Raw genomic sequence first — 25,183 nt, forward strand, 5'->3', positions numbered from 1 at the left:
GCGGGATCAGACGCCGGCATGGCATCCGTGATGCCTCCATCCAAACACGCCCCCACCGTGATCAAGCGCAGTTGCCGCGAACGTTCATCGGTATCGGAATAATCCATCGCCACGATGCGCTTCCACGCCGCGCTGCCGATCACCTGCGCCCAATCCTTGCCATACGCATCGATGTCGTGTTCAAACCGCTTGATGTCCCGGTCGTACCGCGCCTGAAAACTTGCCCGGCCGTGGCGGCGCGGTTCGGTGGGCGGATTCGTTTCCCAATAGCGTTCYTTYAATCGTTCCACGCGATCGRTGATCTTGTCTTGCACACGCTCTTGCCGTTCACGTGCGGGGTCCCAGAACACGGGTGGCGTGCCGGACTCGCTGGGCATGATGTCGAGCAAGGGTGTGGGGCTATCCAAGGTCTCGGCGTCGGCCTGAACGGCGTACAGCTGCTGAATCGCCAGCAGGCATTGCGAGGTCAGATACGCGTAGCGGCGCTCCGGTTCTTCAGACCACAATCGTTTCTGCGTGTACGCGGCGAGCCGGACGTTATTGAGTTCTTCGGCCATGCCGACAGGGTCAGGCAGGATCAGCCCGCTCACGCCTTGCGGCAAGCGGTGTTGCCGTTCCATCAACGTCAGGTAATTGCGCATGCCTGCGGCTTGCGCCGAACGTGATGACCAGCCGTGAACGCTGCCGAAGTCGTCGACGCCGCTGGCATACTCCGCTACGTGTTCGTGCAACAGATGCGTATGTTCCAAGCCCAGCGCGGTGCCGCCGGCCGAGGGGTCGTCCCGCAGCTTCGGCAAGTCGACGACGACAAACCGCTGGGGGTAATCGGCATTCAAACCCTTGCCCGACTTGTACGCATCCAGCACTGACGTCGGCCAAGGGTCTTGCGAATACGCGATCCAGGCGACCTTGTATTTATCAATGTCGATACCGATGAAGGACGCAGGAAGATTGTGCGCCGCCTGGACGCAGCGCTCGGCCAATGGCGCAGGCTCGGCGCGCGGCATTTCATAAGGATTGAAATGCCGCAGATGCCCTGCGTCGGTCACTTGATAGGCGTGCCAGACCCTGCGATCCAGCAGCACATACACATAACCCATGCGCAAGATGCGCAGCGATTCTTGCAGACCGGGATGCGACAGCGCACCGCGCGCGCGCAAGAACGAGTTTTTAGCTACCACCGCCGGACGCAGCAGCAGGATCGGCACGCCGTTGCGTTCACAGGCGTTGCAGCTGCCGGGCGGCAGCGGCATGGTTTCTTCGACGATGTCGATGAGCTGTTGGCTGAGTGTCATGTGACAACTCGAACGCCAGGGCGCTTGCCGACAATGCAGAACGTAGCGGGGGTAAGCATGACGGGCTCCGTCGTCGTAGTGCCGGCCGTGGCGGCCGGGATGCTTCCTGTAGGAAGCGCTACCCGCACTCATGCAACATCCATGCCAAGCGCGTCGCCGTATCAATAACCCCCATGGAATCAATGGCTTGCCGCGCAACTAAGACGCTTACGACGGAATGCTCTGATTCACATCCCCGCGAAACCCCCGCTTTTCGCTAGAAACCGGGCCACTTCTGACCCGATTAAAAAATATCGCTATTGAATCAATGCCTTGTAGCGGGTCAAAATTGGCCCGATCGGGTCAAATCTGGCCCGAGGGGGTCATATCTGGCTCTTGCCTAGACGAATGACCGCACGCCCCACTTCCCTAAGGATGCGCACCATGGCTCTTGATCTGTCTTCGCACTATGTCTTGCTGGACGCTTCCGGCGCCGCGTCAACGGTGAATGGCGGCGATGCGTTCTGGTCGCAGTCGCCTGACGAGCTCGACAAGTTTGGCCGTGGCTGGCTGGTGTCGGAATACACGTTCGCGTCCGATTGGCCGCAATGGGAGATGCATCCGGAAGCGGACGAGATTGTGCGCTTGATGGCGGGCGCCGCCGAGCTGCATCTGGAATGGCCAACGGGCAATCAGGTGGTGAAGATGCTGGCCGGCGACGGGTATGTGATTCCGAAGGGCGTGTGGCATACGGTGAAGGTGATGGAGCCCTGTCGCATGCTGCACATCACGATGGGCGCCGGGACGCAGCATCGGGCGGCGTAGCGGCCTCAGCCCCCCACCCGCACGGGGCGGACGCGCGTGATCTCGCGGTCGTCGATGGGCCAATGCAGCACGGCGGACAAGATGCCGAGCGCCATCGCGCCCAGCCAGATCAAGTCATAGGAATGCGTGGCTTCGAACACCACGCCGCCCAGCCACACGCCCAGGAATGATCCCAGCTGATGGCCGAAGAAGACGAAGCCGAACAGCGTGGTCAGGTAACGCACGCCGAACACCTGCGCGATCAGGCCGTTGGTCAGCGGTACGGTGCCCAGCCAGACAAAGCCCATGATGGCGGCGAACGCGTAGACGGTCCATGTGGATAGCGGCAGCAGCAGGAACAGCGCGATGGCCGCGGTGCGCAGCAGGTAGATGCCGGCCAGCAGGTATTTGCGGCGATGGCGCGCGCCCAGGACGCCGCAGGCATAGGTGCCCATGACGTTCGTTAGCGCGATGATGGCCAGCGCGGCCACGGCGTCTGACGCGCGCAGGCCCTTGTCCATCAGATACGCGGGCAGATGCGTGCCGATGAACGCCAGCTGGAAGCCGCAAGCCAGAAAGCCCAGGTTCAGAAGCCAGAAGCCCGGCTGCCGGAACGCTTCGCCAATGGCGGCGCGCATCGACAGGCTGGCGTCTGGTGCGGACGGGTCCAGCGTGGGCGTGACGGGTTCGCGCAGGGGACGCGCCAAGGGCAGCACGATGGCCAGCAACACGGCAAACACCAGTAGAGCGCTGACCCAGCCCCACCCACCAATCAGCCACTGCGCCGCAGGCACCATGATGAATTGGCCCAATCCGCCGACCGCGCCCGCGACCCCCAGCGCCCAGCCCCGGCGTTCGGGCGGCACCAGCCGGCTCAACGCGCCGTAGATGGCGGCGAATGCCGTGCCCGACAGCGCGATGCCGATGCACACGCCCGCCGTCAGCATGAATGCCGCAGGCGTGGCGGCGTGCGCCATGCCCGCGAGCCCCAGCGCGTAGAAAACCAGGCCGCCCGCGATGACTTTGGCCGATCCGTAGCGGTCGGCAATCATGCCGGTGAAGGGTTGCACGATGCCCCAGGTGAGGTTCTGCACGGCCATCGCCATGGCGAATGTCTCGCGGCTCCAGCCCCGGTCCATCGACACGGGCAGCAGGAACAAGCCCTGCACATGGCGCACGCCCAGCGCCAGGCCCATGACGACGCCACCGGCCAACACCAGCAACCACAACCGCGAAACATCAGGGGAAGACGGGGACGACATGGTGAACCCTCCGGACAGGCGCAGCGCTTCAATCAAGGCAGCAACACGCCTGTATTACAGAGGCGCCGGGCGTGCGCTTCAACTGATTATTTTTTGTCCGCTACATGCCTGGCAAGAATGTGATCCGGGCGGAGAGTCGTGTCCTCAAATCGTGTCCCCAAATCGGAACTCCTAATCGTGTCCCAAATCGGGGCTGCAAATCGGAGCCCCAAATCGGAGCCCCAAATCGTGGCCCCATTAACGCTTGGTTTTCTATCGTTACATTTCCCGTTTCATTGTCTGCTACTGCTAGTTACAGTGCTGCCTTCCCCATTTTCTGATGCAGGCACCCGACCATGTGGCACGTTCGGCTTGGCTCCTCTTTTCCCGCGGCTCGCGCCCGCGCCCGCACGCAATGAGGACCGCTTTGAAGCCCCTGACGCTGGCCTTGATGCTGGCGCTGCCCGCCCTGCCCGGTGCGGCGCACGCGGATTCCTGGTTGGATCAATGCACCACCAGCTACTACGGCCAGGGCGCAGACACGTCTTGCCATCAAGCCTTCAGCGAAGGCCTGGCGGCGGTGCTGACCGGATCGCGCAGCGACAACGCGGGCGCGTGGGGATACATCGACAAGCAAGGCCGCATGGCCATCGCGCCCGCCTACGCGGAAGCGACGCCGTTTCAGAACGGCTTGGCCGCCGTCCGCCAAGGCGGCCTGTGGGGCTATATCGACACCAAGGGGCAATGGGTCATCAAGCCGCGGTTCGCCAACGCCACCGGCTTTAACGCCGAAGGCACGGCGCTGGCCGAAGACAACGAACACGATGTGCTGATCGACCGGCAGGGCAAGGTGGTGAAGACCTTCCCCTTGGGTACCCGTACCTGGGGCTTCATGCCCGGGCAGAAGCTGGCATCGATGGAAGTGCCGACGCCGCCGCGCCTGATCAACACCGCCACCGGCACCGCCGCGAACCTGCCCGACGGCGTGATGATGCTGGCCGCGCCCACAGCGGGCTTTCTGCCCGCGCAAGTGCGCGGATCGCGCTACTCCGGTTGGTGGGGTCTGTTGGACGCGCATGGCCAATGGGCGGTTGCGCCGGACGTGCTGCGCTCGCGTGAAGCGCCGATGCGCGACGGCAATATCGTGGCGGTGCGCCGCGACGAGAAATGGCTGTTCGTGAACCCGCGCGGGGAAGCGCTTGCACAAACCACGTATGACCGCGTGCAGTGGGCCGCGCCCGGCCTGTGGCTGGTCGTGGCCGATGATGGCAAGACGACGTTGCTGGACAGCAAGCTCAAGCCCGTGCACACGTTCTCGATGTCTCACCTGGGCGTGCAGCAACGCGAAGGGTGGCGGTACCTGGCGGATGCGTCAATGACGCTGCTGATCAGCCCCAACGGCACCGTGCAAAAGCTGGCGGTGCGCGAAGGGCGCGTCGACATTGAGCAAGGGCAGGCCTGGGTTTACGGCGTGCCTGCGTCGTCGGTACCGCCGGCGCTGAATCAAGCGATGGATGCCGCGGGCGACGCCATGGATGCGGCAGATGCCGCCATGCAGGGCGGCACGCATGCCACCACGGAAGGCTTGAGCGACGCGGCGAAAGCCGCGTCCGACGCCCCCGTTGCAGTCGAAGCATCGGATGGCGCCGTCGACATTGCCGAAGAAGCCCACCCGTCGGCCGCCGTGGCAGACGCTGCGGCCACTTACACGACCGACGCGGTCACGCCCGCCACCGATGCCGTTCCCAACGCCGATGGCTCCGCCGCGGACACCGAAGTGGCCGACGTTGCCGCCATCGGCGACGTTGCGCAACCGGCCGCTGATGCCGCCGCTGATGCCGCCGCTTACGCCGCCGCCTCTGCCGACGCGACGGGCGAAGGCGTGCTGGTCCAGATTTACAACCGTGACGGCCGCGCCCTGCTCGACACCAACACGGCCGCACAATTGCGCGCCTACGAACTCAGCGCGTTCTCGCCCAGCCGAAGGGCGCTGCGCGGCAATGACAACAGCACCCGCATTCCCGGCCTGCCGCTGGCGCTGTTGCGGCCCCATGACTCCGCCCAGCCGCTGGCCATTCTGACGGCCGACGGCAAGATCGTCTCGAACCCGGAATGGGAAAACATCGACACCTATGACGTGACGATGCCGCTTGTGGTGCAGGCCAAGAAGAGCAAGCTCGGCGCCATCGACGCCCAAGGCGCTTGGGCCGTGAAGCCCGAGTACGACCAGATCCGCCCCTTCAACGGCGCTTACACCTGGGCGCGCACGCGCGACATGCAGCAACGCGACGCCCTGCTGATCGACGCACACGGCAAGCCTATGCTTCTGCCAGACAACGTGGATACCGGTGCTTCCAAACTGGACGGCGACCTGCTGTTCTACCAATCGCCGAACGAAAACCGTGAACGCCGCTATGGCCTGTGGAACATCCGCCGTGGCGCGCCGGCGCTGAAGCCGGAATTCGAGAGCATTGAAGACTTCGAAGATGACTGGGTCCGCGTGCAGCACAAGGGCCACTGGGGCGCCGTCAACCGCGAAGGTCAATGGGTAATCCCCGCCACGCATGACAGCGCCTACGACATGGACTACCTGGGCAACGGCTTCATGCTGGTCAAGGACCCCGAAGGCAAGGGCAAGGCGGGCCGCTATAGCGACAGCCCCTACAAGATGGTCAACTTGCGCACGGGAAAAAGCAGCGACACCATCTACGGCAAACCGGACAAGCTTCAAGACGGGCGCTACATCGGGGCACTGGCCGACGGCAGCGCCGTGCTGTTTGACGCGCAAGGCAAGGCTACGCGCATCTCAGACGGCCAGCCGGAAAGCAAAGAGCAGCATGGCGACTGGCTCATCGTGCGGCAAGACGAACGCGAAGGCGCGATTGATGCGCGCGGCAACATGAAGGTGCCCGCCTTGTATGGCGAGTTCAACCCCTTCTTCGCGCAGCCAGAAGGCCTGGCGCGCGTGAATTTGGGATCGGGCTACCGCGTCATCGACCAAAGCGGCAAGACCGTGCAGGAAGCACGCGGCGATGGTTTCCCGCTGGCATCCATGCAACGCATTTTGTTCACCGATGACAGCTCGTCCACGGCGGTGATGACCGACCTGCAAGGCCGCGAAGTGGCGCGTCTGTCGGGCAAGTATCCGGTGGAATACCGCAAGGCCAGCGAAGGCGTCGTGCCGTACAGCGAAAACTATGGCAAGTACGGCTTCCTGAACGCGGCGGGCAAACGCGTGGTGGGCGCGCACTTTACCGAGCTGGGTCCGTTGAAGAACGGCTTGGCGAAAGCGCGCCGCGTGGACCGCACCGGCAAGCTTTACGGCTACATCGACCTGAGCGGCCGCTACGCCATCGCGCCCGCCTTCAAGTGGGCGGATGACTTCCATGACGGACGCGCCATGGTGATGCACGACTACCTGGTCGAGTTCATCAATACCCAAGGCAAGACCACCACCACATTCGGCGTGCTGTGCGACCAGATCGTGATCTTTGACGCAGAGGAAAACCAAAGCTGGCCGCGCGAAGCGCTGACCTGCTCTGACGCGACGCGCATTGATCCCCCCGCCCTAGACACCGCCAAAGCAGAATAACCATGACGTCACGCGTGATTCGCACTACCCGCCTTGCCTGCGCGCTGGCCGCCTTGGGCGCCTCGTTGTCCGCACACGCCCAAACCGGCCATGTGTACTGCGTGGACGAAGCCACCTTCCGCAACGTGGCCGCTGCCGACGACATTGCCGCGCATAGCCCCTACGCCAACGGTTGCATCCGCGATCTGGCCGATGGACGCGCCGCCGTGCTGTTGCCGTCCGCGCTGGAACCCATCAGCCGCGTGCCCGCGAACCAATCCTTGCGCCGCCATGCCTGGGGCTTTCTGGACCAGAATGGCCGGCTGGCGATTCGCCCCATCTTCGAAGACGTGCGCGACTTTCGCCACGGCCTGGCCGCCGTGCAATGGCAAGGCAAGTGGGGCTTCATCAATGTGAACGGACGCATGGCGGTGCCGCCGCGCTACGACAGCGTGGGCGACTTTGCCGAGATCGGCCTGGCCGTGGTGACCGTCGACGGACGTCAGCAATTGATCAACCGCAACGGCGAATCCGTGGGCGATCCCTTGGATGCCGGTATCCAAAACCTGGACCTGAACGACGGGGTGCCCGCGCAGGCCTCGGTGCAATACAAGCAGGAATACCGCTCGCCCACCGGCGAACGCCGCTTTGCAAAACCCGGCATCACCGTCACGCAGGCGTATGGCAATGGCTTGTACATCGCCATGAATGACGAGCACCAGTACGGCGTGTTGGACCGCGATTGGAACTGGCTGATCGAACCCGTATTCCAAGATGTCTCGAACCCGCGCGACGGCATGCTGGCCGTGGCTTATGGGCGTGACGGCGTGATGCTGCTGGGCGCAGATGGCAAGCTGATCGGCGAAGACCAGCACTATGAAGATCTGAACGCCGTGGGCCGCAAGTTCTGGAGCGCGAACCTGGGCCGCGGCAAGGGCTACGCGATTCTGGATGCGGCGGGCACGCTCATCGTCACGATGACGCCGGACGAAGCACAGGCCTCGCAGCGCTTCACGGACACCATCGTCTACCCCTCCAACAACACGCTGATGGCGCTGGTGCCGGGCCAGGCCAAACCCGTAACGTTGGGCCAATCGATATTGCCCGCCAACGACGAAAACGGATTCGTGCTGTTCCGAAACGAAGCAGGCGAAGGCGCGGGGTTGCTCACCCCCAAGGGCGCGTGGCTGCACGGCGCGTCGGCGCCTGCGTGGCTGGCCGAGGCGGGCTCGTTCGAAGTGCGTCAGGGCCGGCTGTGGATCATGAAGCGCGAACGCGGTTTGCTCAACATCGTGGACGCTGACGGCCAGGTGCTGCTCAAGCCCGAGGCTGTCGAAGCCGTGCAGAGCATGACACTGAAAGCGCTGCCGCTGAACGTGCCGGGCGCGCCGCTTGGCACCTTGGGGCAAAGCCATTGCCAATGCGGACCCAATGGCGCCAGCCTGTTGCTGGCCGATGGCAGCATCGTGACCGATCCGAAGTGGACGGACGTGGTCCCGCTGGATGGCGATCCCGACAGCAACTACGGCGACGAGCCGGTGTCGCCCGACACGCTCAAGCCCGAACAGCTGCGCTACGCGGCCGAAACGGCCGACGGCATGCAGCTGCTGAATGCGCAGGGCCGTCCGATGAAGCTGCCGCTGCAGCAGCACATTGGCAGGTTCCACCAGGGCTACGCGCTGGTTTATGCGGATGGCGTCAACCGCATGATCGACCGCGACGGCAAGGTCTACGCATTGCCCGCCGACGTGTTCGATTCACACGTCGTCGCGCCCGGCGTGATCCGCTACGTGAAGACCGCCAGCGATGATGCGCCGTGGGGCCTGTACGACGTTGTGGCCGGCAAGGAATTGGCCGCGCCCGCGTTCCGGGGCATCGGCGAGTTTCAGCATGGCCAGGCCGTCGCCACGCTGGGCGAGGGCCGCGAGGGTGTGATCGATCTGCAAGGCAAGTGGACGGTGCCCGCCCGCCATCAACGTGTCGAACGCATCAACGACAAGCTGTGGAAGGTGATGCAGGCGGGGGGGCAGGAAGACGATTACGGCCGTGCCGCAGCGGTATTCAACGACCAGGGCCGCGCGCTGACGCCGTTCGTGAAGCGCTTGCAATTGAGCCAGACGCCTGATGGCTCCATCACGGTTGATAGCGAGCAGCGCCGATGGGTCTTCTCGGCCGATGGCGCGGCGGCGTTGGACCTGGAAGACGCCACCTACACGCGCTTGGGCGAATGGCTGGAGATTCGCCGCGCCACACGCTATGGCTATCTGGACGCGCAAGGCAAATGGCAGATTGCCCCCAGCGCGGCGGTGGGCTCGGTGTTTCATGGGTCGCCCGCCCGTGCGCTGGTCACGGACGAGAACGCCACGCGCCTGATCGATGCGCAAGGCAAGACGGTGGCCACGCTGCCGGAAGGCGATTGGCGCTGGCCGCAAGGGTCATCGACGTTGCTCCGGCACGTCAGTACCCGCGGGCGCATTCAGACCGACTATGTCGACATGAACGGCAAGACGACGCTGCAGGTCGAGGGTATGGCGTCGGCGTATTCCGAAGGCCGCGCGGTGACGATACTGGCGACCCGCGCCGTGCGCGCCGTGGATGCCAAGGGAGCGCTCACCGGACCCGCGTTCGATGCGCTGGGCACGATGCGCGATGGCCTGGCTCCGGCGCTTTCCGACTACACCTTCGGCTACGTGAACCGCGAAGGCACGTTCGTGATTCCACAGCAATACAGCGCGGTGACGCCGTTCGCCAATCAGCGCGCGGTGGTGTCGACGATGGAAGCCTCGGAACTGATCGACCCTGCCGGCCAAGCGCTCGCCCGCGTCGAAATGGTGTGTGGCGTACGCACGTTGTACGGCAGCGCCGGCCAGCGCCTGTGGCCGAACACGATGCCGGCGCGCTGCGAGCATCGCCCTAAGTAGGCCCGCCAAGCCGAGCTCGGCGCACCCGGCTGGGTGCCCCGGTTCGGCGGCGCCCCGGTTCGGCGCCCCCCCCTCCTCCCCGCGCTGGACGCCTATTGCGCGTCCAGCGCCAGATAGCGCTGCGTCTGCACGATGGCTTCGCGTTCCTTGAAGCTCGTCAGCCGCTTGGCCAGCGCGCTGCTGTCGCCCGTCTGCTTGATGGCGGCCAGCGTCGCCTGCATGGCGTGGATGGCGGCGCGCTGCAAGTCCGACGGGATGATGGCCAGCCGATAGCCCATCGCGGCAAGTTCCGGCAGCGGCACGAGCGGCGTCTTGCCGCCGTAGAACATGTTGATCAGCTTCAGGCCCGGCAAGCGGTCGGCGATGGCGCGAATCTGCTCCAGCGTTTCGGGCGCTTCCACAAAAATCATGTCAGCCCCCGCCTTCACGTAGCGCTCCGCCCGTGCGATGGCGGCGTCGAACCCTTCCACTGCAATCGCGTCGGTGCGCGCGATGACAAGCGTGTCGGCATCGCTTAGCGTCTGGCGCGCAATGTGCACCTTGCGGCACATTTCGTCGGCGTCCACCAGGCTCTTGTCGTCCAGATGGCCGCAGCGTTTGGGAAACGACTGGTCTTCAATGTGAAAGGCCGCCACGCCCGCGCGCTCCATGATGCGCACGGTGCGCTCGACGTTGGCGGAACCGCCGAATCCCGTGTCCGCATCGGCCACGACCGGCAAGCCACTGGCGTCGACAATCTTCTCCACCCGGTCCATCACTTCGGTAAAGCTCAACAGGCCGATATCGGGGTAGCCGGCCGCGCGCGCTATCGCGCCGCCGCTGGCGTAGACGGCGTTGAAGCCTGCGGCGGCGACCAGCCGCGCTGACAGGCCGTCGTATGCACCCGGCGCAACCACGATGTCACGGGCCAGATGCTGGCGCAGCAAGGCGCCGGGAGAAAGGGTTGCGGTCATGGGAATTCCTTGGCGGATTAAATCGATACGCCAATGATCGTCCTGACGAAATAGAATGTCCAATATATGGAAAATTGATAATCAGTACTTATTAGGTATCAATATGGAACTGCGCCATCTGCGCTATTTCGTGGTGACCGCCGAGGCGCAGCACTTCACGCGCGCGGCAGAACTGTTGGGCATGGCGCAGCCGCCGCTTAGCCAGCAGATACGTCAGCTGGAGCAGGAAGTGGGAACGCCGCTGTTTGACCGCACCGGACTCGGCGTGGTGTTGAACGATGCGGGGCACGCGTTTCTGGCCTGCGCGCAAGACATCCTGCAACGCACGCAAGCGGCCGTGGAAACGGCACAACGTGCGGCGCGTGGCGAGGTCGGAGAGTTGACGCTTGGCTTCACGGAATCGGCGTCATTCAATGGCGTGGTGACGGAGCTGATCCGCCAGTACCGCCAGCAATATCCCGATGTGGAGATGACGCTGTCGCAAGGGGATAGCGAATCGCTCATCGCGCAATTGCGTGAAGGCGCGATTGATGCCGCCTTCGTGCGCCCCCCGTTCGCGCTGGACGGCGGGCTGGCCTTTCCGCAGTTGGCCTCCAAGCAGTTGGCCTCCAAGCAGTTGGCCTCTACGCAGTTGGCCTCTACGCAGTTGTCCTTTACGCAGCTGGCCGAAGAGCCGCTGGTGGTGGCCTTGCCGCTGGGCCACGCGCTGGCGCGCCGCAAGCGGCTGGCGCCGAAGGACCTGACGCAAGAGCGCTTCATCCTCTATTCACGCAAGTCAGGCTATGGCCTAAGCGCGGACATCATGGCGGCATGCCGGCAGCATGGATTGAACCCGCTGATCGGTCAGCGCGCGCCGCAATTGTCGTCGGCGGTGAACCTGGTTGCCGCCGGCATGGGCGTGGCGGTGGTGCCCGCATCCCTGCGCCACCTGCGGCCCGACGGCGTGGTGTATCGCCCCTTTGCGCTGGATTGGCCCCGCGCGGTGCTGGGGCTGGCGGTACGAGGGAACGCGCCGGGCGGCAGGGTGGAAAATCTGCTGCGCTTGGCGAAGGGCGCGTCGCGGTAGGCGCGGTAGGTGCGATAGGCGCGTGAGGCGATCAATGCGTAACGTTGAAGCGCAGCGCGTCAATCGTCGTGCGCTTCATGCACCGCCACGGCGCCGCGCTTCCAATAGCTGGCGGCGCGGATGCGGCTCTTGTCGATGCCGTGCTGCGACACCATGATTTCGCGCACGGCCTTGGCCACAGCGGATTCGGCCGCGACCCACACGTAGCCCTCACCCGACGGCAGTTGCAATTCGCGCGCTGCTTCCAGCAGCAGCGTGCTGTAGCCCGGCGCGATGCCGTCACGATGCAGCCAGCGCACGGTGGTCGTGGCGGCGGAGTCCAAAGAAATTTCGTTCGCGGCGGACGGCACTTCGATCAGCACCAGCGCCTGCGCAGCGGCGGGCAATTCTTCCAGGCGGCGGGCGATGGCGGGCAGCGCGGTTTCGTCGCCGATCAACACATGCCAGTCAAACCCCTTGGGCACCACGAAGGAACCGCGCGGGCCGCCGATGCCCAGCTTCTGACCCGGTTCGGCCTGCTCGGCCCACGTGCATGCCGGGCCGTCGCCGTGCAGCACGAATTCAATGTCGAGCTCGCGTGCGGCGGCGTCAAAGCGGCGCGGCGTGTAATCACGCGCGGCCGGCTTGGGCGCGCCTTCGGGAAATTTGACGCCATCGGGGCCTACCGTGGGCAAAGCCGGCGGTTGTGACGGATCGGCGGGGAAGAACAGCTTCACGTGGTCGTCGAACGAGGCGGACACAAAGTCCTGCAAGTCCTCGCCGGTGAACGTGATGCGAGCCAGCAGGCCGGCGATGCGTTCAATACGCACGACGGTCAGCTCGCGCATTTTCAGGTTGTGGCGCACGCGCTCCACATTCAGGTCGCTACGAGTCATTAACACTCCAGTATTTGGGGGGACGAAATCAAGGACAGGGCTTGGCGTTGATCTCGTCGGTGGCACGCGCCAGGATGGCGGCAATGCGGCGTTGTTCTGCGGGGGACGCGTCGGTGCGCTCGAGCAGCGCGCGGCGGATGGCTTGGCGCGCTTCCACAAATTCCGGCAGCCAGCCAGTGCGCGCGTCTTCGCCTTCCGGCCCCACGTCACGCGGCGCACCGCTCCAGGCCTGACGCATCCAATCCATTTTTTTGGCGATGTGTTTGAAGCGGTTGAACATCAGCGCCAGGCGTTCGCGGTGGGCGTCCAGATGCGCGCGGCCGGCGTCCGCCAGGTGGTAGCGCTTCTTCGTGCCGTCGGGCTCGACGGTGGCGTAACCCAGCTCTTCCAGATAGGTCAGCGCGGGGTAGACCATGCCGGGGCTGGGCGTGTAGAAGCCGTTGCTAAGGGTGCCCAGCGCTTTGATGAGTTCATAGCCGTGGCTGGGGTTGTGTTCCAGCAGGCCCAACAGCATCAGTTGCAGGTCGTCGGCAGAGACACGGCGGCCACGCGTGAACCCGCGCCCGTCGCCGCCGAAGCCGTCGGCATCGCCCCGGCCGCCTCCGTCCGGGGGACCGGAAAACCAATCCCCACCCGCGCTGGCGTGGTGGGGATGATGACCGTGATGGCCGTGGTGATGGTGGTGATGGTGTTGGCCGTGATGGGCGTGGTGGCCGTGTTGGCCGTGATGGGCGTGTTGACCGTGATGGGCGTGTTGGCCGTGATGGGCGTGATGGCCGCGGTGGCCGTGGTGATGGATGTCGGTATGGCGCATTGGATGGCTCTTACGATGTATCTTAAGATATAGATCTTACGATACACCCGCCAAATTCCCGGCGTCAAGCGCGGCGTTTCGCGCCCTCTGCCTGCTACGCCGTCACCGCATCCGCCTGCGCAGGCGTTTGCACCCAGCGCGCGAAATCTTCCGCGCAGGGTTCATCTGGCGCCGGCGCATAGACCACCAGCCGCAGATGACGGCTCTCGTCCACGGTCAGCGTGGCGTGTTCGAAAGCGATGTCGCCCAGCGATGCCACGTGCAATTTGCGCTGGCCCATGCAGGCGCCATGCACATCGTGTTCGCGCCACCATGTCTTGAAATCCGGCGATACCGCTTCCAGTTCATCGACCAGTTCTGCAATGTCTGGCACGCCCGACGCGCTGGCGAAATCGCGCCGGAAGGTCGACAGCATGGCGGGCGCCTGCGCAGGCCAATCCACAAAGACCTGCCGCATCGCCGGCACGACAAACAGCATCCACAGCAGATTGCGGCGGCCTGGCGGTTGATCCGAAAAATTGAACACGCGGTCTGCTGCGGCATTCCACACCACGACGTCCCAACGCAGGTTCAGGATGTACGCCGGGCGCGCGGGCAGGTCGTCCATCAAGCGGCGCACCTGCGGCGGCACCGTGCACCAGGTGCGGCCGGGTTCGGCAGGCGGGCGCTGGTGGGCCAGCAGATACAGGTGACGGCGTTCGGCGGCGTCCAGCTTCAGCACGCGCGCCAGGTTCTCCAGAAAGCCGGCCGACACGCTGATGTTGCGGCCCTGTTCGAACCATGTGTACCAAGCGAGGCCCACGCCGGCCAGCGCGGCGACTTCCTCGCGCCGCAACCCCGGCGTGCGGCGGCGGCCGCCAGCAGGCAAACCCAAATCGGTGGGGCTAAGACGTTCGCGGCGCAGACGCAGGAATTCAGACAAGTCCGCGCGCGTGCGGTCCAGGCGTTGGGGAGTGGGGGATGCGGTCATGGATAGGGCCTTGAGCGGCAGGCGATTACAGCCAGGGGCGATGTGGCGGGAAGCGAGTATTACGGGCAGAGGCGATGGGCAAGGTTCAGCGAGCAGGGGCCGTGGCAAGCCGGGACGATTGCAAGCAAGGACTATTGCAAGCCAGGACTATGGCAAGCCGGGACGATTGCAAGCGAGGACTACGGCAAGCCAGGACTACGGTAAGTCAGGACTACTGCAATCCAGGACTATTGCATGCAGTAATAGCATAAGCAGCTAAATTGTATAAGGCTGCAAGGCCGCCCAGAATAGCGCCGATTCTGTTTCTGAAGGCGCTGATATGTCGTCCCCCCCCCTGCCCTCCCGCTGCGCCGACCCCGCGCCCGACACCGCGTCGCTCAGCCCGCTCGGCCTTGCCGTGCTGCTGTCAGGCGGCTTCATCACCATCTTCGACCTGTTCGTGGTGAACGTCGCCATTCCCAGCATGCAGAGCACGCTGTCGGCCAGCTTCGCGCAGATCAACTTCATCATCGTTGCGTACGAGCTGGCCTATGGCGTGCTGCTGATTGCCGGCAGCCGCCTGGGCGATCGCCATGGCCGCCGCCGCTTGTTCATGCTGGGCATGGCGGGCTTCGCGATGGCGTCCGCGTTGTGCGGACTGGCGCCGACCGCCAACACGCTGATCGCCGCGCGCATCCTGCAAGGCGCGGCCGCCGCGATGCTGTTTCCGCAGGTCTATGCGATGATCCGCGTCAGCTACCACGGCCACGCGCGACAGCGCGCGTTCGGGCTGATGGGCATGACGCTGGGCTTGGCCGCCATTGCGGGCCAGGTATTGGGCGGGTGGATCGTGCACGCCGACCTGTTCGGCCTGGCGTGGCGCACCATCTTTCTGATTAATGTGCCGCTGGGCCTGCTGGCCTGCCGTTTGGCGCGCCACATTCCGGAATCCCGCGAGCCGTCGAGCGCGGCGATGGATTGGCCCGGCGCGGTACAAGTGGGCGCGGGGCTGGCCTTGCTGCTGTTGGCGTTGATCGAAGGCCCCGCGCGGCACTGGCCGGCGTGGACGCTGGCGTGCGGCGCGGCGTCCGTGGTGTTGCTTGCCGCGTTCGTGCGCATGCAGCGCCGGGTGAAAGCGCAAGGCGGCGTGCCGCTGGTCGACATGGGCTTGCTGGCGCAACCGCGCTTTGCGGCAGGCTGCCTGTTGGTGATGCTGGTGTTCTCCACCGCCAGCGCCATGTTTCTTTGCTATGCGCTGCTGGTGCAGACCGGCTTCGGGCTGGACGCGCTGACGGCAGGCTTGATCTTCGCGCCCGCAAGCGTTGGCTTTGTGGCGGGGTCGATGGTGGCGCCTCGTCTGGTGGCACGCTTCGGCACGGCCGCCATCGCGGTCGCCGCCTTGCTGTATGGCGGCGCCACCGCCGCGTTGATGCTGCATGTGGGCATGGCGGGCGCGGCGCTATCGCCCTGGTCGCTGGTGCCTGCGCTGGTGTGGCTGGGCGCGGCGCAAGGCGCGGTCAACACGCCGCTGGTGAATCTGGCGATGGGTCTGGTCGAAGACCGCCACGCCGGCATGGCGGCGGGGGTGGTGTCGACGTTGCAGCAAGTGGGCGCGGCGCTGGGCGTGTCGGCAGCGGGCATGTTGTACAGCGGCGCATTGCAGGCGCACGCCGACGCCAGCGCGCCCGAACGCTACGCGCAGGCCTTCGCCGCAGCCATGCAATTCAACGTGGCGGCGATTGCGGCGTCGGTGCTGCTGTTGGCGGGGTTGGGGTGGCTGGGGCGCCGGCGCTGAAGGCGCGGCCCCCGTGCGCCGGGTTCAACCCGCCGACAATTCCCGCGCGCGCTGTTCCGCTTTGTGCACCGCTTGCGTGATGGCATCGGCCACGCCCGCTTCGCGCATGTGCGACAGCGCGGCATAGGTGGTGCCGCCCTTGGACGTGACGCGTTCCTGCAGCTCGGTCAATGGCACGTCTTCGCTGGCCGCCAGCCCTGCCGCGCCACGGAACACAGACACGGCCAAGCGGCGCGCGTCATCCTTGGCAAAGCCCAATTCCAACGCGCCCTTTTCCAACGCGGCCATGAAGTGAAACACGTAGCCCGGGCCGCTGCCCGTCACCGCCGTCACGGCGTCGATCATGGCTTCGGACTCCGTCCAGATGCGTTCGCCGACGGCGGCAAACAAGGCGTCGACCTGTTCGCGTTCGGCCGCCGAGCAGGCGGGCGTGGCGTACAGGCCCGTCATGCCCAAGCCCACCTTGGCCGGCGTGTTGGGCATGGCGCGCACGATACGCGCGTGGCCGCCCAGCCATGCCGACAACGACGCCAGCTCCACGCCCGCCGCAATGCTGACCACGGTGGCGGCGGCCGGCAGGTGTTGATGAATCTGTCCGCAGGCTTCTTGCAGCACTTGCGGCTTGGTGGCCAGCACGCACAGCACCGCGTCGCCGATATCGGCGCCGACGCTTTCCCGGCACGTGAGCCCGCGCGCCAGCAGCGCGTCGCGCGTGGGCGCGTAGGGTTCGATCACCAGGAAGTCAGCCAGTTCGCGGCCCTGCTTGAGCAGGCCATCAATGATGGCGGAGGCCATGTTGCCGCCCCCGACGAAAACAATCTTTTCACGCATGTTGCTTTGATTCCCAAAGGTGGTCTTGCAGAAGGTGGGCTTGCAAGAGTGAGGTTCGCAAAAGAAGGCCTGACAAGAGATAGGCTGCGCCACGCGTCAACGTTTGCGCACGGCATCCGAGTCCAACGCGCCGATGCGGTTGCGGCCAAGCAGTCGCAGGGTATTTTCCAATTCGGTGCGCAATATCGCCAGCACCTCGTGCGCGCCGGCCGGGCCTCGGCCCGCCAGGCCGTACAGCGGCGCGCGGCCCAGCAGCACGGCGCGTGCGCCCAGCGCCACCGCCTTGGCGATGTCGCTGCCGCGTCTGATCCCGCCGTCGACCAGCACTTCCAGCTGCGAACCCAATTCCGACGCCACGTCGGGCAGCACGTCGAGCGGACACGGTGCGCCTTCCAGTTGCCGGCCGCCGTGGTTGGACAGCACGATGCCATCCACGCCGTGCGCCTGCGCGCGGCGCGCATCGGCCAGCCCTTGAATGCCCTTGATCACGATGCGGCCGCGCCAATGGCGGCGCAGCCAGGCGACGTCATTCCAGCTAAGCGCCAAGTCCATCTGCCGGCTGAGCGCGGAGGCCTGCTCGGTGATGTTTTCACGCGCATTTGAACTGACGGCCAGATTCTTCAACTGCGGCCCGCCGTGGCGCAGCATGCGCCAGCACCAGCCGGGGTGTGCGGCCAGATCCAGCATCAGCCGAGGCGACGGGCGCAGCGGCAGCTTGAAGCCGTTGCGCTTGTCGTGGTCGCGGTTGCCGTGCACCGGCACGTCCACGGTCAGGAACAGCACCGTGTAGCCGTTCTGCCAGGCGCGGTCCATCAGGTGTTCGGCGATGCGGCGGTCGCGCTGCACATACAGTTGCAGCCAGAGCTCGCCGGCCGTGGCCGCGCGCACGTCTTCCAAGAGCGAGGTGGATGCGGTGGACAGCACGAAGGGCAACCCCGCCTGATGCGCCGCGCGCGCCAGATGCACGTCGGCGTCGGGCCAGAACAAGCCGTTCAAACCGGTCGGGCCGACGATGGCGGGCATGGCGGCCGACGCGCCCAGCACGGTCGTATCGAGCTGGCAATCGGTGACGTCAACCAGCACATCGGGGCGGAACTCAATATCGGCGTAGGCCGCCGCATTGCGCGCCAGCGTACGGCCGTCTTCGGCGCCGCCTTCCAGGTAATCAAATGCCAGCCGGGGCAACCGCCTTTGCGCCTGCCGCCGGTACTCCATCACGCTGGGAAGCATGTCCCTTCCTTGATTTGCAGAGTCCACATAGAATTGCATATCGCACGATATGATTGTATTTCGATCACTTCTGGAATCGCAATCCGGAACAGCGATCCCTAGGACATACCCTAGATTCAATTGAAATACGATTAATCAAATCGAAAAGCGATTTAAGTAATCGTATGCTGTGCCTCAATGCGCTCGGGGTTCCGTCGATCTCCGAGCCCCATTCGGGACCACAGACATGACCAACGGCACCACTCTGCTAGACGCGTTGACCCAGGCCCTGGGCGCGGACGCCATCCTTCATTCCGAGGCCGATACCGCTGGCTACACCGAAGACTGGCGCGGCCGGTACAAGGGGCCGGCGCTGTGCGTCGCCCTGCCCGGCAACACGCAGCAGGTGGCCGACATCGTGCGCCTGTGCAACGCGCATGCCACACCGGTTTTGCCGCAGGGCGGCAACACCAGCTTGTGCGGCGGCGCGGTGCCTGCCGCCGACGGCACGCCGCCGGTCATCGTGAACCTGGCGCGCATGCGCCGCGTGCGCCGGGTCGACGCCGCCAACAACTCCATGGAAGTCGAAGCGGGTTGCGTGCTGGCCACGGTGCAGGAAGCGGCCGCCGCCGAAGGCCGCCTGTACCCGATCAGCCTGGGCGCCGAAGGCTCGTGCCAGATTGGCGGCACCATCGCCACCAACGCGGGCGGCACGGGCGTGCTGCGCTACGGCAATACGCGCGACAACATCCTGGGCCTGGAAGTGGTGCTGCCCGATGGCGCCATCTGGAACGGCCTGACGGCGCTGCGCAAGAACAATACCGGCTTCGACTTGAAGCATCTGTTCATCGGCGCGGAAGGCACGATGGGCATCGTCACCGCCGCCGTGCTGAAGCTGCATCCGCTGCCCACCAGCCACGCCGTGGCGTGGATTGCGCCCGACAGCCCGCAAGCCGCGCTCGACATCCTGGGCCTGTTCCAACGCGCCTGCGGTTCGCGCTTGTCGGCGTTTGAAATGATCGACAGCAACCAGCTGGACATCGTCTTGGCGCACGTGCCGGGCCGCAAGAATCCGCTGGCGGGCGCGCATCCCTGGCATGTGCTGGTGGAATTGTCTGACACCGGCAGCGGTGCTGAACTGCAAGACCTGCTGCAACAGATTCTGGAACAAGCCTCCGAACTCGGCTTGCTGCACGACGCCGTCATCGCCAGCAACGACACGCAGCGCGCCGCGCTGTGGGAAGTGCGCCACAGCGTGTCCGAGGGCAATAAGAAAGCGGGCGTGGGCCTGACGACCGACAGCGCCGTCCCGGTCTCCAGCGTGCCGCGCTTCATCGAAGACGCCACCGCCGCCGTGCGCCGTCTGGTGTCTGACCTGCCCGTGCTGATCGTGGCCCATCTGGGCGACGGCAACGTGCACTTCATTCCGTTCTTCACGTTCGACGCCTGGAACGCCCTGCCCGACCGCGACACGATGGCCGCCAATATCCGCCGCACCGTCAACGATGTGGCCGATGCGCTGGGCGGCACGTTCAGCGCCGAGCACGGCGTGGGCCGCACGTCGCTGGCCGAGATGGCGCACTACAAATCGCCCGTCGAACTGGCCATGATGCGCGCGCTGAAATCCACCTTCGATCCCGCCAACCTATTCAACCCCGGCCGCTTGCTGCCTTGAGCCGCCGGGGTTGATCCGCACGCTTTGATCCGCAATCCCAGATTCGTAGCACTTGATCCGCAGCCCTTGATCCGCCGTCCCTGACCCGACCCGCAGGAGTCTTCCATGAAATCGATCCCCCATAACGCTTCGCGCCGCACCGCGCTGAAAACCGTTGCCGCCGGCGCCGCCGCGCTGGCCATGCCCATGATCTGGACGCCATCGCGTGCGGCGTCCAAGCGCATCGTGGTGCGCGATGACGGCGGCATCTACAGCAAGGCGTATGGCGCCGTGTTCTACAAGCCGTTCACGGAAGCCACCGGCATTCAGGTGGTGGGTGTGCAGGCCAACGCCGAACCCACCGCGCAGATTCGCAGCATGGTCGACACCGGCAACTACACCTGGGACATGGCCAAGATCAGCCAGCCCGCCATCCTGATGCTGACCGAAGGCGGCAAGGTGTACCTGGAAAAGCACGGCCTGGAATCCGACCCGGTCGTGGCCACGATTCCCAAGCAATACATGTCGCCGTACGGCGTGGGCAACAACGTCTACACGACCGTGCTGGCGTATCGCACCGACGCCTTCAAGGGCCGCCGCGCGCCGGCCTCGTGGGCCGACTTCTGGAACGTGAAAGACATCCCCGGCCGCCGCGGCCTGCGCAAGCATCCGTTCGACACCATCGAAGAAGCCCTGATGGCCGACGGCGTGCCGACCGACAAGGTCTACCCCTGCGACATCGACCGCGCGCTGGCCAGCCTGGACAAGGTGAAGCCGTCGGTAGACGTGTGGTGGAACACGGGCGCGCAGGTTGAGCAGATGCTCGGATCGGGCGAAGTCGACATGATCGCCACCTGGGTCTCGCGCGCGCAATCGGCAATTGCCAACGGCGCACCGGTGCAGATCGTGTGGGATCAAAACATCTGGGGCTGCGACAACTGGTCCATCTTGAARGGCACGCCCAACGCCGMCGCYTGCCGCGAGTTCATCAAGTTTGCATCCGACCCCAAGCGYCAGGCGGCGCTGGTCGAATACTTTGCCGCGGGCGTGACGCAACCCGCCGCCTTTGACTACATCAAGGCCGACGTGGCGCGCAACTGCCCGACCCACCCCGACAACATCAAGAGCGGCCTGCACATCAACGCGGCCTACTGGCTGGACAAGCAGCGCGATGTGCTCGAGCGCTTCAACGGCTGGGTCCTGAAGTAATTCTTTCCTGAATGAACACCATGTCTTCTTCCAATCTGCAAATCTCGGGTCTGGGCAAACGCTATGGCGATTTCGTCGCGCTGGCGCCCACGCACCTGGACGTCGCCCGCGGCGAATTCCTGACGCTGCTGGGTCCGTCCGGCTCCGGCAAGACCACTCTCTTGAGCCTGATCGCCGGCCTGGCGCAGCCCGACGAGGGCCGCGTGCTGATCGACGGCGCCGACGTCACGTATGGCGCGCCGTATGAACGGGATATCGGCATGGTGTTCCAGAACTACGCGCTGTTTCCGCACATGAGCATCGAGGAGAACATTGCGTTCCCCTTGAAGATGCGCAAGGTGCCGGCGGCCGAAGCGCGCCGCCGTGCGCACGAAGCGCTGGAAATGGTGCGGCTGCCGCACGTGGCGTCGCGCCTGCCGCGTGAGCTGTCTGGCGGCCAGCAGCAGCGCATTGCGCTTGCGCGCTGCATGGTCTATCGCCCCGCCATCATCCTGATGGACGAACCGCTGGGCGCGCTGGACAAGAAGCTGCGCGACCAGATGCAGCTGGAGATCAAGCGCATCCACCGCGAGCTGGGCACCACCATCGTGTACGTGACGCACGACCAGGAAGAGGCCATGACCATGTCTGACCGCATCTGCCTGATGAACGGCGGCGCGATCGAACAGCTGGGCACGCCGGCCGACCTGTACTTCCGCCCGCGCACGCTGTTCGTGGCGGACTTCCTGGGCGAATCGAACCTGCTGCAAGGCGAGGTCACCGCAGTTGATGGCGACACGCTGACGGTCAAGCTGGCGCATCAGGGCGTGACGGGGCAGGCGCTGTCCAACGGCTCGCCCATCAAGGCGGGGCAGAAGGTCACGGTGATGTTGCGCCCGCAGAACCTGCGCGTGTCCGCGAGCGGCCCCGGCCTGACCGGCAAGCTGCTTGATGTGATGGTGACGGGCAGCCTCACGAAGCTGTACCTGGATTCGGGCGTGCCAGACGCCGCACCGATCGTTGTGGCCTACCCGACCCAGCGCGAAGCCGAGCAATACGCCATCGGCCAGCCGCTCTCGGTCAGCTGGCAAGCCGCCGACGCGGTGGCCATTGCGGAGTAAACGCATGACAACCCTTGCTACTCCTCGCAAGCGCATGAGCGCCGGCCGCCGACATTTCCTGATGGCGGCCCCGCTGGTCGTGCTGCTGCTGGTGCTGCTCATCTACCCCGTGGGCCAGCTGCTGCTGCTGAGCGTTGTCGGCGACCAGGGCTTCACGTTGTCGCAGTATCACCGGCTGTTTGAATCGTCGGTCTATGTGAACGTGCTGCTGATCACGTTGAAGATTTCGTTGTGGACGACGTTCTTCGCCGTGGTCGCGGGCTACCCCGTGGCCTACCTGATATCCAGCCTGTCGGCCAAGCGCAAGACGTCGCTGCTGTTCTGGGTGCTGCTGTCGTTCTGGACGAGCTTCCTGGTGCGCACCTTTGCATGGGTGGTGCTGCTGGGCCGCAACGGTGTCGTCAATCAGCTGCTGCAAGCGCTGGGCATTCTGGATGCGCCCGCCAACCTGCTCTACAACTTCGGCAGCGTGCTGGTGGGCATGGTGCATGCGCTGATGCCGCTGGCGGTGCTGACGATGCTGTCCGTGATGGAGAACATCGACCGCAACCTGCCGCGCGCGGCATCGACGTTGGGCGCACGGCCAGGCACAGCGTTCTGGAAGATCTATTTCCCGCTGTCGATGCCGGGCGTTGCGGCGGCCGCCATCATGGTGTTCGTGACCGCGATCGGCTTTTTCATCACGCCCGCGCTGTTGGGCGGACGCAAGGAAACGATGATCACGCAGATCATCATTGACCAGGTCCAGCAGACCATGAACTGGGAGTTCGCCGGCGCGGTGTCGGTGTTGCTGCTGGTGGTGGTGCTGGTGGTCTTTGCGATCTACGACAAGGTGCTGGGCCTGTCGACGATGACGGGCGGCGCGTCCACCCGCGTGCGCGCATCGGGCAAGGAAAGCCTGTCGCGCCGGGCGGGCGATGCGGTGCTGACGGTGCTGGCGAACGTGTCTGATGCGATGTTTGCGTTGCTGCCCAAGCGCGTGCGCCGGTCGGTGTCTGGCACCGGCCAGTCGCGCACGTTGTGGTGGATAGTGCTGGGCGTGCTGGCGTTCCTGAGCGCGCCGGCGTTTCTGATGATTCCGCTGTCGTTCGATTCCGGCTCGGGCCTGACGTGGCCGCCCAAGGGCTTTTCGCTRCAATGGTACGAGCAGATGTTCACGTCGCCCGTGTGGATGCAGGCGATCACGCGGTCGTTGATCGTGGGCGTGGGCACGGGATTTCTGGCAATGCTGATCGGCACGCCCGCCGCCTTCCTGCTGGTGCGCGCGAACATGCGTGGCAAGTCGGCGATGCTGGCGTTTGTGCTGTCCCCGATTGTTGTGCCGCGCATGATCATCGCGGTGGGCATGTTCTATTTCTTTGCGCGTGTGGGCTTGGTGGGCTCGACCATCGGCCTGATTCTGGCGCACACGGTGGTGGCGGTGCCGTATGTGGTGATCACCATGATGGCGGTGCTACGCAACTACGACACGCGTCTGGATCTGGCGGCGCAGAGCCTGGGCGCAGGCCCGTGGGCAACGCTGCGGTTTGTGACGTTCCCGATTCTGAGCGCGGGGCTGATGTCGTCATTCCTGTTCGCCTTCGCAACGTCGTTCGATGAACTGACGATTGCGCTGTTCGCCTCCGGCGGGTTGAACGCCACGCTGCCCAAGCAATTCTGGGACGAAGTGACGCTGCAAATTTCCCCGGTGATCGCAGCGGTCTCGACGTGCCTGTTCATTTTCATTGCCGCGCTGATCTGGCTGGCCGACCGTCTGCGCCGGCGCAGCCTGGCCAACTGATCTCCGCGCGTTTGATTGTTTTTTTAGGATACGCAACATGCTGAATGCCCAACACTTGCGCGGAGTTTTTCCCGCAATTCCGACGCCGGTCAACGCCGACGACACCATCAATGTGCCGGCCACCAAAGCGCTGATCGGCTATCTGCTCAAGCAAGGCATCGACGGCTTGGTGCCGTTGGGCGGCACGGGCGAATACGGCGCCCTGTCCCGCGAAGAACGCGTGCGCATGTGCCGGCTGACGGTAGAAACCGTTGAAGGCCGCGTGCCGGTGATTCCGGGCGTGCTGGACCCCGGCTATTACGACGCGATCCAAGCCGGCCGTGAGTTCGCGAAGACCGGCGCTGACGCGCTGATGGTGTTGACGCCCTACTACACGACGCCAACGCAAGCCGGCATCCGGGATTACTTCATGCGCTACGCGGACGAGTCGCCGCTGCCGATCATGATTTACGAAATCCCGTACCGCACGCGCATCGCGATTGCACCGGAAGTACTGCACGAGCTGTCACGGCATCCGAACATCATCGGCATGAAGGCATGCAATACCGACATGTACCATTTCCTGCGCACGGTGGCGGGCGTGGATGATTCGTTCGCGGTGTTCAGCGGTGAAGACACGCTGCTGCCGGTTCATCTGGCGGCGGGTGCGCGTGGCGGGATCGTGGTGACGGCAAGTTTGCTGCCGACTGCATGGCGCAAGGTTTATACGCTGGCGGCGGAGGGGCGCACGAAGGAGTCGATGGAATTGCATCGCCGTTTGATTCCGATGATGAATCTGGCGTTTGCGGAAACGAATCCGGGGCCGATGAAGTCGGTGATGGATTTGATCGGCGTGAACGCACCGGAAGTGCTGGACCCGTTGGTATCGCCGGCGGACAGCTTGCAGACGGCTTTGCGGGCGGAAGTTACGGCGTTGTTGAAGGAGTTTGAGGGGGTGGGGGTTTAGTTGTTGTTTTGATGGGCGGGGGTGGTGTTGTTCGGTGGGGTGGTGAGTTCTTTAGACGCCCGTGGTGTCGGGGGCCTGGGGTGCGCGGGGCAACGATTGCGGTCCGGAGCCTTCGCTCCGGACTGCCCCGTCGTCATCTTCGTCCAGGCCTTCGGCCTTCCCTTCAGATTCCCTCGGGCTTATCGACGCCC

General features: G+C 64.9%; 18 protein-coding genes. 10 read left to right on the top strand and 8 right to left on the bottom strand.

Annotated elements, in window-relative coordinates:
• Positions 1-1,295 (bottom strand): T6SS effector BTH_I2691 family protein (locus AC1DSJ_RS29640; protein WP_476760455.1); only part of this gene is annotated, 1,295 nt, incomplete at its 3' end.
• A gap of 423 nt (positions 1,296-1,718) precedes the next feature.
• Here AC1DSJ_RS29640 and AC1DSJ_RS29645 point away from each other — a divergent pair.
• Positions 1,719-2,099: a cupin domain-containing protein gene (locus AC1DSJ_RS29645; protein ID WP_427221950.1), complete on the top strand. Its 381-nt coding sequence runs from the start codon at positions 1,719-1,721 to the stop codon at positions 2,097-2,099.
• Between the two features lie 5 nt (positions 2,100-2,104).
• Here AC1DSJ_RS29645 and AC1DSJ_RS29650 read toward each other — a convergent pair whose 3' ends face one another.
• The gene (locus tag AC1DSJ_RS29650) at positions 2,105-3,340 is read right to left on the bottom strand and encodes an MFS transporter (protein ID WP_441372731.1); all 1,236 of its coding nucleotides are present in this window, start codon (positions 3,338-3,340) and stop codon (positions 2,105-2,107) included.
• Positions 3,341-3,746: 406 nt separating this feature from the next.
• On the opposite strand from AC1DSJ_RS29650, the gene AC1DSJ_RS29655 reads away from it, so the two are divergent.
• Positions 3,747-6,911, top strand: coding sequence for a WG repeat-containing protein (locus AC1DSJ_RS29655; RefSeq protein ID WP_441372732.1), 3,165 nt, complete (start codon positions 3,747-3,749; stop codon positions 6,909-6,911).
• 2 nt (positions 6,912-6,913) lie between these two features.
• Positions 6,914-9,811 carry a WG repeat-containing protein gene (locus tag AC1DSJ_RS29660; RefSeq protein ID WP_441372733.1) on the top strand — a complete coding sequence of 966 codons (2,898 nt, stop codon included), beginning with the start codon at positions 6,914-6,916 and terminating at the stop codon, positions 9,809-9,811.
• Positions 9,812-9,903: 92 nt separating this feature from the next.
• Here AC1DSJ_RS29660 and AC1DSJ_RS29665 read toward each other — a convergent pair whose 3' ends face one another.
• On the bottom strand, positions 9,904-10,764 hold the full coding sequence (locus AC1DSJ_RS29665; protein ID WP_441372734.1) for an isocitrate lyase/PEP mutase family protein: 861 nt from the start codon (positions 10,762-10,764) through the stop codon (positions 9,904-9,906).
• A gap of 103 nt (positions 10,765-10,867) precedes the next feature.
• On the opposite strand from AC1DSJ_RS29665, the gene AC1DSJ_RS29670 reads away from it, so the two are divergent.
• Entirely contained in the window at positions 10,868-11,830 is a 963-nt protein-coding gene (locus AC1DSJ_RS29670; protein WP_441372735.1) for a LysR family transcriptional regulator, read from the top strand.
• Between the two features lie 59 nt (positions 11,831-11,889).
• On the opposite strand, the gene AC1DSJ_RS29675 is transcribed toward AC1DSJ_RS29670, so the two are convergent.
• From AC1DSJ_RS29675 to AC1DSJ_RS29685, 3 genes are all read right to left on the bottom strand, one after another.
• On the bottom strand, positions 11,890-12,705 hold the full coding sequence (locus tag AC1DSJ_RS29675; RefSeq protein ID WP_054424763.1) for a siderophore-interacting protein: 816 nt from the start codon (positions 12,703-12,705) through the stop codon (positions 11,890-11,892).
• Positions 12,706-12,733: 28 nt separating this feature from the next.
• A complete protein-coding gene (locus AC1DSJ_RS29680; RefSeq protein WP_441372736.1) occupies positions 12,734-13,519 on the bottom strand; it encodes a PadR family transcriptional regulator in 786 nt (261 codons plus the stop codon).
• Between the two features lie 94 nt (positions 13,520-13,613).
• Complete coding sequence (locus AC1DSJ_RS29685) at positions 13,614-14,489, bottom strand: helix-turn-helix transcriptional regulator (protein WP_441372737.1); 876 nt, start codon at positions 14,487-14,489, stop codon at positions 13,614-13,616.
• A gap of 319 nt (positions 14,490-14,808) precedes the next feature.
• Here AC1DSJ_RS29685 and AC1DSJ_RS29690 point away from each other — a divergent pair, with 319 nt between their 5' ends.
• Complete coding sequence (locus tag AC1DSJ_RS29690; RefSeq protein WP_441372738.1) at positions 14,809-16,263, top strand: MFS transporter; 1,455 nt, start codon at positions 14,809-14,811, stop codon at positions 16,261-16,263.
• Positions 16,264-16,287: 24 nt separating this feature from the next.
• On the opposite strand, the gene proC is transcribed toward AC1DSJ_RS29690, so the two are convergent.
• Complete coding sequence (gene proC, locus AC1DSJ_RS29695) at positions 16,288-17,094, bottom strand: pyrroline-5-carboxylate reductase (protein WP_441372739.1); 807 nt, start codon at positions 17,092-17,094, stop codon at positions 16,288-16,290.
• Between the two features lie 96 nt (positions 17,095-17,190).
• Positions 17,191-18,324, bottom strand: coding sequence for an alpha-hydroxy acid oxidase (locus AC1DSJ_RS29700; protein WP_342066822.1), 1,134 nt, complete (start codon positions 18,322-18,324; stop codon positions 17,191-17,193).
• A 226-nt stretch (positions 18,325-18,550) separates the two neighbouring features.
• Between AC1DSJ_RS29700 and AC1DSJ_RS29705 the strand changes: the two genes are divergently transcribed.
• From AC1DSJ_RS29705 to dapA, 5 genes are all read left to right on the top strand, one after another.
• On the top strand, positions 18,551-19,978 hold the full coding sequence (locus AC1DSJ_RS29705) for an FAD-binding oxidoreductase (protein WP_441372740.1): 1,428 nt from the start codon (positions 18,551-18,553) through the stop codon (positions 19,976-19,978).
• 105 nt (positions 19,979-20,083) lie between these two features.
• Positions 20,084-21,166: an ABC transporter substrate-binding protein gene (locus AC1DSJ_RS29710; RefSeq protein WP_476760456.1), complete on the top strand. Its 1,083-nt coding sequence runs from the start codon at positions 20,084-20,086 to the stop codon at positions 21,164-21,166.
• Positions 21,167-21,186: 20 nt separating this feature from the next.
• Positions 21,187-22,266, top strand: a complete 1,080-nt coding sequence (locus AC1DSJ_RS29715; RefSeq protein ID WP_175171528.1) for an ABC transporter ATP-binding protein — start codon at positions 21,187-21,189, stop codon at positions 22,264-22,266.
• A gap of 4 nt (positions 22,267-22,270) precedes the next feature.
• Positions 22,271-24,046 (top strand): ABC transporter permease subunit, encoded by a 1,776-nt coding sequence (locus tag AC1DSJ_RS29720; protein WP_054424752.1) that lies wholly within the window; start codon positions 22,271-22,273, stop codon positions 24,044-24,046.
• A 37-nt stretch (positions 24,047-24,083) separates the two neighbouring features.
• Complete coding sequence (gene dapA / locus AC1DSJ_RS29725; RefSeq protein WP_082387133.1) at positions 24,084-24,992, top strand: 4-hydroxy-tetrahydrodipicolinate synthase; 909 nt, start codon at positions 24,084-24,086, stop codon at positions 24,990-24,992.
• Positions 24,993-25,183 lie beyond the last annotated feature (191 nt).

Source organism: Achromobacter sp. 01N37, from assembly GCF_056399725.1.

Excerpts from the sequence above, each read along its gene's own strand:
- AC1DSJ_RS29650 (WP_441372731.1), bottom strand. The coding sequence starts at position 3,340 with ATGTCGTCCCCGTCTTCCCCTGATGTTTCGCGGTTGTGGTTGCTGGTG.
- AC1DSJ_RS29675 (WP_054424763.1), bottom strand. The coding sequence starts at position 12,705 with ATGACTCGTAGCGACCTGAATGTGGAGCGCGTGCGCCACAACCTGAAA.
- AC1DSJ_RS29685 (WP_441372737.1), bottom strand. The coding sequence starts at position 14,489 with ATGACCGCATCCCCCACTCCCCAACGCCTGGACCGCACGCGCGCGGAC.
- AC1DSJ_RS29690 (WP_441372738.1), top strand. The coding sequence starts at position 14,809 with ATGTCGTCCCCCCCCCTGCCCTCCCGCTGCGCCGACCCCGCGCCCGAC.
- AC1DSJ_RS29665 (WP_441372734.1), bottom strand. The coding sequence starts at position 10,764 with ATGACCGCAACCCTTTCTCCCGGCGCCTTGCTGCGCCAGCATCTGGCC.
- AC1DSJ_RS29715 (WP_175171528.1), top strand. The coding sequence starts at position 21,187 with ATGTCTTCTTCCAATCTGCAAATCTCGGGTCTGGGCAAACGCTATGGC.
- proC (WP_441372739.1), bottom strand. The coding sequence starts at position 17,094 with ATGCGTGAAAAGATTGTTTTCGTCGGGGGCGGCAACATGGCCTCCGCC.
- AC1DSJ_RS29645 (WP_427221950.1), top strand. The coding sequence starts at position 1,719 with ATGGCTCTTGATCTGTCTTCGCACTATGTCTTGCTGGACGCTTCCGGC.
- AC1DSJ_RS29680 (WP_441372736.1), bottom strand. The coding sequence starts at position 13,519 with ATGCGCCATACCGACATCCATCACCACGGCCACCGCGGCCATCACGCC.
- AC1DSJ_RS29660 (WP_441372733.1), top strand. The coding sequence starts at position 6,914 with ATGACGTCACGCGTGATTCGCACTACCCGCCTTGCCTGCGCGCTGGCC.
- AC1DSJ_RS29705 (WP_441372740.1), top strand. The coding sequence starts at position 18,551 with ATGACCAACGGCACCACTCTGCTAGACGCGTTGACCCAGGCCCTGGGC.
- AC1DSJ_RS29670 (WP_441372735.1), top strand. The coding sequence starts at position 10,868 with ATGGAACTGCGCCATCTGCGCTATTTCGTGGTGACCGCCGAGGCGCAG.
- AC1DSJ_RS29700 (WP_342066822.1), bottom strand. The coding sequence starts at position 18,324 with ATGCTTCCCAGCGTGATGGAGTACCGGCGGCAGGCGCAAAGGCGGTTG.
- dapA (WP_082387133.1), top strand. The coding sequence starts at position 24,084 with ATGCTGAATGCCCAACACTTGCGCGGAGTTTTTCCCGCAATTCCGACG.